Source organism: Spirosoma sp. (assembly GCF_026391055.1).
Lineage (GTDB): Bacteria > Bacteroidota > Bacteroidia > Cytophagales > Spirosomataceae > Spirosoma.
On sequence record NZ_JAPLET010000020.1, the window covers coordinates 403,762 to 414,044 of the forward strand.

6 protein-coding genes are annotated in these 10,283 nt (G+C 47.7%); 2 read left to right on the forward strand and 4 right to left on the reverse strand.

The genetic code is table 11. The features are described from left to right. Positions 1-41 precede the first annotated feature (41 nt). The gene (locus tag NT073_RS14570; protein WP_297374762.1) at positions 42-401 is read right to left on the reverse strand and encodes a hypothetical protein; all 360 of its coding nucleotides are present in this window, start codon (positions 399-401) and stop codon (positions 42-44) included. A gap of 468 nt (positions 402-869) precedes the next feature. Here NT073_RS14570 and NT073_RS14575 point away from each other — a divergent pair, with 468 nt between their 5' ends. Then, positions 870-2,162, forward strand: a complete 1,293-nt coding sequence (locus NT073_RS14575; protein ID WP_297374765.1) for a WG repeat-containing protein — start codon at positions 870-872, stop codon at positions 2,160-2,162. A gap of 147 nt (positions 2,163-2,309) precedes the next feature. On the opposite strand, the gene NT073_RS14580 is transcribed toward NT073_RS14575, so the two are convergent. Then, on the reverse strand, positions 2,310-3,290 hold the full coding sequence (locus NT073_RS14580) for a hypothetical protein (protein WP_297374767.1): 981 nt from the start codon (positions 3,288-3,290) through the stop codon (positions 2,310-2,312). Positions 3,291-4,253: 963 nt separating this feature from the next. On the opposite strand from NT073_RS14580, the gene NT073_RS14585 reads away from it, so the two are divergent. Next, positions 4,254-7,001, forward strand: a complete 2,748-nt coding sequence (locus NT073_RS14585; protein WP_297374769.1) for a PQQ-dependent sugar dehydrogenase — start codon at positions 4,254-4,256, stop codon at positions 6,999-7,001. Positions 7,002-7,417: 416 nt separating this feature from the next. Here NT073_RS14585 and NT073_RS14590 read toward each other — a convergent pair whose 3' ends face one another. Further along, a complete protein-coding gene (locus NT073_RS14590) occupies positions 7,418-9,307 on the reverse strand; it encodes a PAS domain-containing sensor histidine kinase (RefSeq protein ID WP_297374770.1) in 1,890 nt (629 codons plus the stop codon). Positions 9,308-9,627: 320 nt separating this feature from the next. After that, positions 9,628-9,975 (reverse strand): helix-turn-helix domain-containing protein, encoded by a 348-nt coding sequence (locus tag NT073_RS14595; RefSeq protein ID WP_297374772.1) that lies wholly within the window; start codon positions 9,973-9,975, stop codon positions 9,628-9,630. Positions 9,976-10,283 lie beyond the last annotated feature (308 nt).

Here is a 10,283-nt window from a genome sequence, read left to right on the forward strand (position 1 = left end):
CCTTGGATGAGTGCGTGTCATCCATCGGTTGCTCGCTCTACTTACTCTCCTTCTTGTCCAGGTAAGGAGGCTACTAGAGTAACATACGGTTTAGGGGTTAAAGAAATATAGCGTCCTTGCTCATCGCTACTAATAATGCCGATCTGATTTTTTTTATAGACCAGGCTAAACGTATCTTCCCCTAAGTAATTGCGCCCGTTTGCAATAACGCTAACATTCCGATAGGCATATGTAATCTTCAATTTGCCCGAAGCTCCCTTTACCGTTAGATCCACATGTTGTTCATCGACTTCTGTCAGGGTAACCAGGCCCACAGGCGCCGGATCGTCTTTAGTAATCGTTGAATATTGAGTAAACTTATAGGCACCTGCAATGCGTGATGAGGGAGCAATGTTGGGCATTGGCCTACAAGCAATAACCCATAGCCAAACTAGAAATAAACAAGATCGCTTTATCATTAGGTTAGAGAAAGGTAATTGGATAAAGATAACGCTCTGCCAGGTAATTTCAAATTAATTGAGGTCAATCAAACTAAGTAATTCCTGCACATATTCAAGTATTTTATTTTAAAGATATCTTTTGCATAAATAATGTGGCCGTTACAAAAGTCAGCACTGTGGGGAACCCGCTAGCTGAAATGGCAAAATTTAGCTTCATACAATCCAATCTACATTTACCAACGTAACTTTATGGAATCTAGAACGGCGCGACATCTAAGAAGAATAGTCAGTCTCTTTTCTTAATCAACGTGTATGCTCCAAAATTACTTCAGAAGTACCTGGCGTAATTTAAATAGGCAGAAGAGGGGGGCAAACCAACGCCTAACTTCCCTTACTGCTTTTCGAAACCTCGTACTTCTTTCCCTATTCTTGCCATCGGCCAGAATATTCGCTCAGACTAACACCTCGCCAAATGAGACCTGGCTGACCGAATACGATGAATGCCAAGACTATGGTGAGGTCTATGTAGTCAAAAAGATTACTAAAGCCTGCCGTGCCTATCAAACCTTCCTGACCGACAGAAACGGACGTAAACTAACCCCAGCCTACCGCGACATTGGCAACTTCGAAGAAGGGCTGGCCGAGTTTGTTCCTATGCAACTTAATCAGCAAGGGTATGGACTGCACGGATTTATCGACAAACAAGGGAAGGTCATCGTCGAACCTAAATACATTTCCACCGATCGGTTCCGCCAAGGCAAAACCTGGGTCATTTACCCCGCTGACACTCATTACGGACTTTCCTACATTGATCGGACCGGAAAAGAGGTGTATAAGATTCCCATTCAGCACTTTTCAAACGACTATCTGATTCACGACTCAACAATCGACTTTGAATGTAACCATGACACCCATGAAGATGTGTTGTGGTGGAGAGGAGCTGAATTCTTTATTCTTAATTTCAATTTTACCCCCTTTGTCACCGAGCAGATTCAACGATCCAAACACGTTACTCCGTTTAAATACCAGGGAAAATTTGGCATCATCGACCGTAATTTGGTGCTGAAGGTTCCGGTGGCCCTCGATGCTATTGATGTGGACTACACCTATTCAGGTCAGGGCATGCAACGGGTGCAATATGGGAATAAGTACGGCTACGTTAGTCCATCAACAGGCGAATTGATCGTTCCCTTCTGCTATACCGATACACGCAAGCCAACCAATGGCCTATTTTGGGTTAAAAAAAATGGCAAATGGGGTTGTATTGACAAAACGGGTAAGCTGCGCATCCCCCATTTGTATGATGAAGCAACTGGCTTTACAGCTGAAGATAGATCAGCCGTGGCCATTCATGGCAAGTTCGGCCATATCGACAAGTCGGGCAAGGTGCGCACGCCATTGACGTATGATTTTGCTTCGTATTATCAGCATGGCCTCTCGATGGTTCGTATGAAGGACAAATATGGCTTTATCGATACGAGTAGCCGTTTGATTATTCCATTCATTTACGACGAAGCGTTCCCCTTCGACCATGTCACCACGATTGTTGAGCGCTACTGGCTTCGGTACGAACTCTCACTGGACGGTCAGGCGCAATTTGTGGGCTTCTCCTACAAGCTGAAAGCGCTGTTTATCATCGTTGGTCTGCTTATTTTTATATGGTTAAGCAGTCTAGTAAACGAGCTAAGTAGCAAGTTTAGGGCAAAAATGCCAAGGCATTAGCCATTCGATAGTTTGTATTTTGACGTTCTGGATGAGACCATCCGCCCTGAAGTGTTCACCTGGTTTCGATTAACAACATCTCAATAATTGCTCCCTTATTGAACTACTAATTGTAGTAACGCTCAACCTCTTGTAAAGGACAAATGCTCAAAAATCGACGTTGGTAAAGCGCGGATTGACGGCCGCGTTGTTGACCGAACCAAAGGTAAAGCTGAGTCCCACCGATGAATAGTAATTGAACCGGGTGGGTAACTGCCGGCCACCCAGCAGAAACTGGTTAGGGTCACCAACCTCTTTGGCTAGAGAAATCTGGTTGTTGATTAAACTTAATCCGCCATTGAGCTGCAACATCAACCCTTCCAGCAGACGCCACGACACAATCATTTGAAACGTCAGCCGGGTCTTGCTCAGATCGTGCAGAAATTGATAACCCGCCAGGCTGGCGTTGAGCGAACCCCACGGCTCGGTCAGGGCGAAGATGCCCGTCATATTGTACACCGTCGAGTCGATGTAGCTCAGGGATCGAACGCCAAGCTGGTAGATCCAGCGGAACTGCCGTCGGGTCACTTCTGAGTTAGGATATAGGTTATATTCCAGGGCAGGCGAGACACTCTGGGAGAAAGCCATATTCTGGTAGATGGAATGGTAACCTTTGTAAAAGCCACCCACCGACCAGTGTTCCGACAGACTACGCACATACAGTGTCGAGAGACCAAACTCGATGTTTTTAACGTCAATGGTTTGTTCGTTGACATTGTACCGATTACGGGTGGTGTTGTAATAGGCATCGAAGTTCAATTTCGACGACAGCGTCACACGGTTGATCTTGATATCTTCGTTGAGGGCCAGGTAGGTATGGTTGCTTTCGCCATTGGCCGATACATTGGCACTGAGGATAAAGACCCAGAAGTGCCAGGGGTCTTTCTGGGGTTTATCATCGGGTTGGGCTTTTCGTTTGGGGAAAGTGACGATTACCTGCTGCATAAAGGCGGTTCGGGTCATAAACCGCACCAGACCCAGCCGCAGCGATTGCACAAAGCGTTGGCGGATCATGGCGTCGGCGTCGGTCTGCCGAGTCGTGAAGCGGAGCGTATCGAGTACACCCTGGTGACGGTTCAGTCTCAGCAAGGTTAAGGTATATTCCGAGCCGCTCGCCCCGGTGGTTTGCTGGGTGGTTAAGATTTCGATGTCGCAGAGCTGTCGATCGCGGTCGAAGTCGAAAAACGAAAGCTGGGTGCGTACGTAGTCATCAAAGCAGTTGACGTTCTGATAGTTGAGAAACAGCTTGGGCGGTGCGGCTTCAGGGTCTTTCAGGATTTCGGTTACCTTAATTTTCGCGTGGGTGGTTCCAGGGGCTTGCTGGGCTCAGGCACTTAGCGCTAGCAGGCTGATCAGCAGCGTGTACAGATGTTTCATTGGTTCTATCCGTTGAGTGATCGGCCCATAGACCATTGAGCAAACGGATGGACGACTGGTGGTGTTTATAAGTAAGCTGAATGATGAGGCTCGGGCCAAACAAGGTGGAGCCATTGATAGTCATGAGGAGATGAACGAGTTCAGACAATGATATTCGTCTGAGCTGGTTGCTATCAAAATCACGCTGCTGGCTCATAAAGCGCCCTGACTCAAGCCCGAAGGGAATTGATGTTCTGCTTTATAAATGGGGCGTTTAATAGGACGTTCTTCTAATAACTGCCACTATCTATTCGTACACTATGGATAGATACTAAATTATCACAGCTCTATTGACATCCCTATCTGGCAGGATTTGAGGGAGTGGAGCTACTTCGTGCATTTAGTCCAACCCCTTAGTCGTATGTGCTATCTCCAACAAGCCTAATGGCATAAGCCAAGGCCGAATAAGTAGGAACTAGGTTGGGTAGTACAAACGGTATCAATTAATTACGGCTGAACTTCCGCCGTATAAGCCAAGGACAAATGCTACTTTTTGGGCTGGTAGATTCGCCCACCGGTCAACCGTTTATCCGTAGCCTAAGGTATTCGTACTAACTCATGATTTATCCGTACATTCAATGTAGTGACAACTAGTAAACGAAGTTCCTTGAACATCCAACTAAACTCAACCTCAACATGAAACACAAATCTCCCCTTTTTTCAGCGGCTAAAGCAAGCGCGGGGTTCGTCCTGCTTTTCCTGCTTCGGTGCCAACTGGTGTTGGCACAAAGTTTTCCCGGCAATTTTGCTGGTGTTCAAGTAGCGACCGGCCTGGACCCGGTAGGAATGGATATTGCTTCAGATGGGCGCGTTTTTCTGGCCGAGAAGAATGGGAAGCTACGAATTGTCAAAAATGGCACGCTGTTACCAACCCCTTTTTTGACCATTCCCAATGTAGATAACTTCAATGAGCGAGGTCTGCTGAAGGTAGTGTTGGACCCTAATTTCAGTACCAATAACTTTCTCTACGTTTATTATACCTACAAGGCGTCGGGTAGTTCAGTTAGTAACAACCGCGTCAGCAGATTTACGGCCAACGGCGACGCTGCGGTGAGCGGCAGTGAACGTGTTTTAATCGATATCGATCCGTTAGGCTCGGTTGGTTATCACAACGGCGGTGGATTAGCGATCCAAAATGGAAAACTTTTTATCTCGGTGGGGGAGAATACCGTTGCGGCCAACGCTCAGTCCCTAACGACACTAAAAGGGAAAATCTTGCGGATCAATCTGGATGGCAGTATTCCTACCGATAATCCGTTCTACACAACGGCTTCGGGCGTCAACCGGGCGATTTGGGCTTTAGGTTTCCGCAATCCGTTCCGGTTGGCTGCCCAACCCGGAACGAGCCGACTTTTGATCAACGACGTCGGCAATAGCAGTTGGGAAGAGATCGACGAAGGCATTGCCGGCAAAAATTACGGTTGGCCGGGTATTGAAGGTGTACGAACCATTCAAGCGCAACCAGCCAATTATCAGGATCCTTTCTATGCCTATGACCATAGTCAAGGCTGCTCCATTACAGCAGGAGCCTTTTATAATCCGTCAACGACTGCCTTCCCGGCCACCTACACCGGCAAGTATTTCTTTGGCGATTATTGCAATGGATGGTTGAAAACCTTAGATCCGGTTACTAAAGCCATCGCGACCTTTGCTACGGGCATTAACCGGCCGCTGGATGTGGCCGTTGCGCCCGGTGGAACGCTTTACTTTATCGCCCGAGGGGGCATAGCGGGCGGTTCGGATGAGGCCAATACATCGAGTACCAATGGCGTACTGTGGCGCGTGGATTATACCGGAAACGGGGCGCCGGTAATCGCCGTACAGCCCACCAGCAAAACCGTGTCGGTCGGCCAGTCGGTTACTTTCTCGGTGACGGCTTCGGGCAATCCGGTACCCACATATCAATGGCAGCGCAACGGAGTTAATATAACCGGGGCAACTTCAGCCAGCTATAGCCTACCCAGTCCAACGCTAGCGGACGATGGAGCTAAGTTTAAAGTACTTGTCAGCAATTCGGCTGGCCGTGCTACCAGTAGCGAGGCAACACTGCGCGTGATTACCAATCAGTTACCGGTGGCCAGTATTATTACCCCGACGATAGGCACCAAGTATTCCGGCGGGAATATCATCTCGTTTTCCGGTACGGGTACCGATGGAGAAGACGGAAATTTACCTCCCAGTGCCTTTACCTGGAAGGTTGATTTGTACCATTTTGATTCTCCCTCGCATTCTCACCCCGTAGTGGAACCCACCAGTGGAATAACTTCCGGCAGCTTTACTATCCCCACCCAGATGGAAACATCGGCTAACGTTCTGTTCCGGATCTTTCTGACAGTGACTGATTCAAAAGGGGCTACCATGACCGTCTCCCGAGATGTGCTTCCCCTCACTTCCTCCATTACCTTAGCGACCAATCCGGCCGGATTAAGTCTCAAATTGGATGGTACTACCGTGACCGCCCCCTATACCTTTAGTGGTGTCAGTGGAATTATCAGAGCGCTGGAAGCCCTATCTCCCCAAACTGTAGGTGGTATTAGTTATACGTTTTCATCTTGGTCGAATGGGGGGGCACGTGCTCAGAACTTGTCAACACCAGCTGCTTCGACCACTCTAACAGCCACGTTTGTCCCTTCAGGGGGTGGTAGTGCCGGCATTGTGGCGGGTGGGGTATACGAACTTGAGCCTCAGAACGCCCTTGGCCAACGCTTGGATGTGCGCGCTTTAAGTACAGCGAACGGGACCATTGTTGAGTTGTACCCAAGCAATGGGGGCTCAAATCAGCGGTGGAAGTTCATCGACAAAGGCAATGGGCTCTATGAACTTGAACCCCGCCACGCACCTGGAAAGCGCCTGGATGTAGCGGGTATTAGCGCAGCGGATAATACAAAAGTGCAGCTCTATACCAGTAATGGGGGGCAAAATCAGATTTGGAAGCTACTGGACCTGGGCGGGAATATCTATGGACTAGAACCCCAGTGTGCTATTGGTAACCGGTTAGATATTGGCCTGGTAGAGGGGGTAACCCGGGCCGTCAGCAAGGTTGCTAATGGCAGCAATAGCCAGCGCTGGAAGCTGATTCCTATAGCCTCAGCTCGGCAGGGAATCGATTCGGATCGGGTTCCCGAAGGGATAAGGTTACTCTCGGCGACGCCTAATCCATTCACAACCCAGACGACGATTACCTTTCGGCTGCCCGCTACCAGTCAGCAATCGGCTATCCAGATTCATAATTCACAAGGTCAGTTAGTTCGTCTCATTGACTTATCAACTAATACAGAAGGATTCGTCCAGGTCGATCGCAAAAACTTAGCGGTCGGAGTGTATATCTACAGTCTAATTGTTGATGGTATTTCGCTGGCAGCCAAACGTTTCGTTATTTATTAACCTCGGTCATTGAAGGTTTCAATTGGGCAAAGGGGCAAAAAGCAATGCCGGCAGGTGGAACCTTGTCGGCATTGCTTTATTGTATACAGAAGTAGTATTCCCTTGATTGAGACAGAATACATAGTTCACCTGAAAAGAAAATCAGCTCGAAGGAGAACTGTATGCGACTGATTAGATTAGACAGATGTCAAAAGCGCTGTTTCTTTAAAGGCTCCCGCTCGAGAGGAAAAAGTATTCATGTATCTTCATTCTAAATGGGGCGTTTAGTTCGATTCCATCGGCAAATCACCAGTCGTCGGCATTCAGAAAAGCCAGATACTCACCCTGACTAAACTGTTTTCAGCCATTAGATAATCCTGTGTCTATACTGTCAATTGTTCTTGCGGAGTCAATAGGCTGAATCGTTTGGCCTGCAACTAGGAGACCCTAAGAGACTTTTGACTTCTGGGCAGCGTAATTAAGAAAGTAGTACCCTGGTTTATGGTACTCTTAACTCCAATCGCCCCCCCGTGGCGCTCGACAATTTTCTTACATAAAGCCAACCCCAATCCAGTGCCTTCGTAAACATCCTTGGTATGCAGGCGAGTAAACGGCTCAAAAACCTTGTCCGCATGCTGTTCATCAAAGCCAATCCCGGTATCCGTTATTCGGATACTGACCAGTTGCTCATCGGTTTCATCGGCCAGGGAGACGGTGATCTGGGCTGGTTCATCGGCTTTGGTGAATTTGAGGGCGTTATTCAGCAGGTTGTAAAACAACTGATAGATCAGCACAGGGACCCCTTCAATTGAAGGCAGTTCCTGTTTTAGGATTCGAGCCTGCTTTTCCCCGATCAAGACATCCAAATCGATTTCGATCTGCTCAAGTATGCCATTTAAATCGAGGCTTTCCAGTAGCTGGGGCAAGGCATTCAACGAAGAGTAGCTTAGAACCCCTTGAATCATGGTCAACATCCGGTCGGCTGACCGCTCAATCTTCGCTACAAATTGCTGCGCTTGCTCGGGTAGCGTGGAGCCAAATTCTGCCTTAAGTCGATGGCTAAAGAGCTTTACCTTGCGAGCGGGCTCTTTCAAATCGTGGCTGGCCACATGAGCAAATCGCTGGAGATCCTCGTTTGAGCGCTGCAACTCAACCGTTAGCGAGCGGTAGCGATCATAACTCTCCCGAAGGGACTCTTCGGCTTGTTTGCGTTCGGTCAGATCGCGAGTGACCTTGGAGAAGCCAATGTGCAGACCCACTGAATTATACAGCGCGGTAATGACGATACTAGCCCAGAATAGCGTGCCATCTTTGCGAAGCCGCCAGCCCTCTTCTTCATACTTGCCCGTTTCCAAGGCGACCCTTAATTCGTGAGCGGGTTTGTCATTAAGAATATCTTCCGGCGGATAAAAAATTGAGAAATACTTGCCCGTAATTTCAGACTGGGTGTAGCCACTAATGCGCCTGGCACCTTCATTCCAATTGATGACCCGCCCTTTTTCATCCATCATAAAGATGCCATAGTCGGCCACCTGCTCCACCAGCGAGCGATACCGCTCTTCACTTTGGCGCAGAGCTTCCTGGGTTTGTTTTCGCTGGGTCAGATCGCGGGTCACTTTAGAGAAGCCGATGTGTTGGTTGGCTTCACTGAACAAGGCAGTAATAACCACATTGGCCCAGAAGACCGAACCGTTTTTTTTGATCCGCCAGCCTTCTTCTTCATACGTTCCCGTCTGGATAGCAATCGTTAGCTCGCGGGCGGGTTTGTTGTCGGCCAGATCTTGGGCGGTATAAAAGGAGGAGAAGTGTTTGCCAATGATCTCACCGGGTGCATAGCCTTTAATGCGCTGAGCCCCTTCATTCCAGGTCAGTATGTGGCCACCCGTATCGAGCATAAAGATGGCATAGTCTTTGACACCTTCCACCATTAGGCGATATCGCTCCTCTTGTTGACGCAACTGCTGTTGATGTTGCTTTTGGATTGACTGATCGGTCAACGTACAGCAATAACCCAGAAAGGAATTTCCCTCATCATACAAACTGGTATAGCTGATTTCGCACCAGCAGGTGGTTCGATCCTTTCGGGTTCGCCAGCCCTGGGTATGGAACAGCCCTGTCTTCCTGGCTATACTCAGTTCATAACTGGCCTTAATCGAATCGCCGTCTATGCTGTACAATCGGGCAATAGGCTGATTGACTAACTCCTGAATGGAGTATTGGGTCAGTTTAACCGCAGCTGGATTGGCATAAGTAATGTGGCCATGAGGATCAAGTTGAAGAATGGCTTGCGGTAGGTATTGAAGCAGCAAGTGATCATTGGTCGTCATCGAATAGTAGTGTAGGATTCACACGTTAATGGAAAGCAAGCCGTGTCGGAGTTTCATCAGACGATGCTCAATAAAAGTAATGGGTTTCATCGAAGGATGATTCTGCTAGGGCTCTGAAGTGCTAGCAGGTGTAGGTAGTTGAGAAAACGGTATCAATATGACTTTAAATACAAGGTAACTCTCAACAATGTTTCTACAGTTAATTTTATTAATGTTTAAAATCGCCATATATACAGTACTCATGGAGCCGTACAGCCGTACCAAGTAGAAAGTAATCACCTCCAAAGCTGTACTTTCCTTACGTAACTCTCCCAAACTGATTAATGCTTCAAAAGGACTAATTTTTCAGTGCTGAGACTAATTATATCACTGTTATGCATGCTAACTGGGCACTCATTTTTAAAGTCGCTTAACGTCCGAATTACGGACTCTATGGAAGCTCCTACTAAATGTGACCAGTTTTCTCGTGATAAACGGATAATCCTGGGTTCAACGGGCAAATCCTTTTCAACAAACTTTCGTTGGTAGGCAAGCAAAGCATCGGCAACGCGTTTACGAACGGTCTGATAAGCTAGTTCTAGCAGTCGCTGCTTATAGTCAGCAATTTCGCTGGTCAATAAATGCAGGAGATGATCAGCTACTTCCTGATTGCGATAAAATAAGGTCAAGAAATCAGCTTTAGGAATAAGGCAGAGTTGGGCCTATTCGAGCACTACATCACTGTACAGCTTCAAATAAAGCTATACCTGTAGTAGCCTGGTTTATTCGGTTTAGCATTGGTTCTGCTAATAGCCAGGATAAGGAAAATAACTCAACATGGACTTGCTACATTTGGCTGTAGACAGTTTTTAGGCACATTTGGGGGTAAACCCGAAAGTACCCATGAAAAAAAGACGTGTATTTGACGAGACGTTTAGAAAGATGGCCGTCGAGCTATCTTATGCCAAAGGTTCCGTACAGGAGGCTGCTCACGAGC

Excerpts from the sequence above, each read along its gene's own strand:
- NT073_RS14590 (WP_297374770.1), bottom strand. The coding sequence starts at position 9,307 with ATGACGACCAATGATCACTTGCTGCTTCAATACCTACCGCAAGCCATT.
- NT073_RS14570 (WP_297374762.1), bottom strand. The coding sequence starts at position 401 with ATGCCCAACATTGCTCCCTCATCACGCATTGCAGGTGCCTATAAGTTT.
- NT073_RS14585 (WP_297374769.1), top strand. The coding sequence starts at position 4,254 with ATGAAACACAAATCTCCCCTTTTTTCAGCGGCTAAAGCAAGCGCGGGG.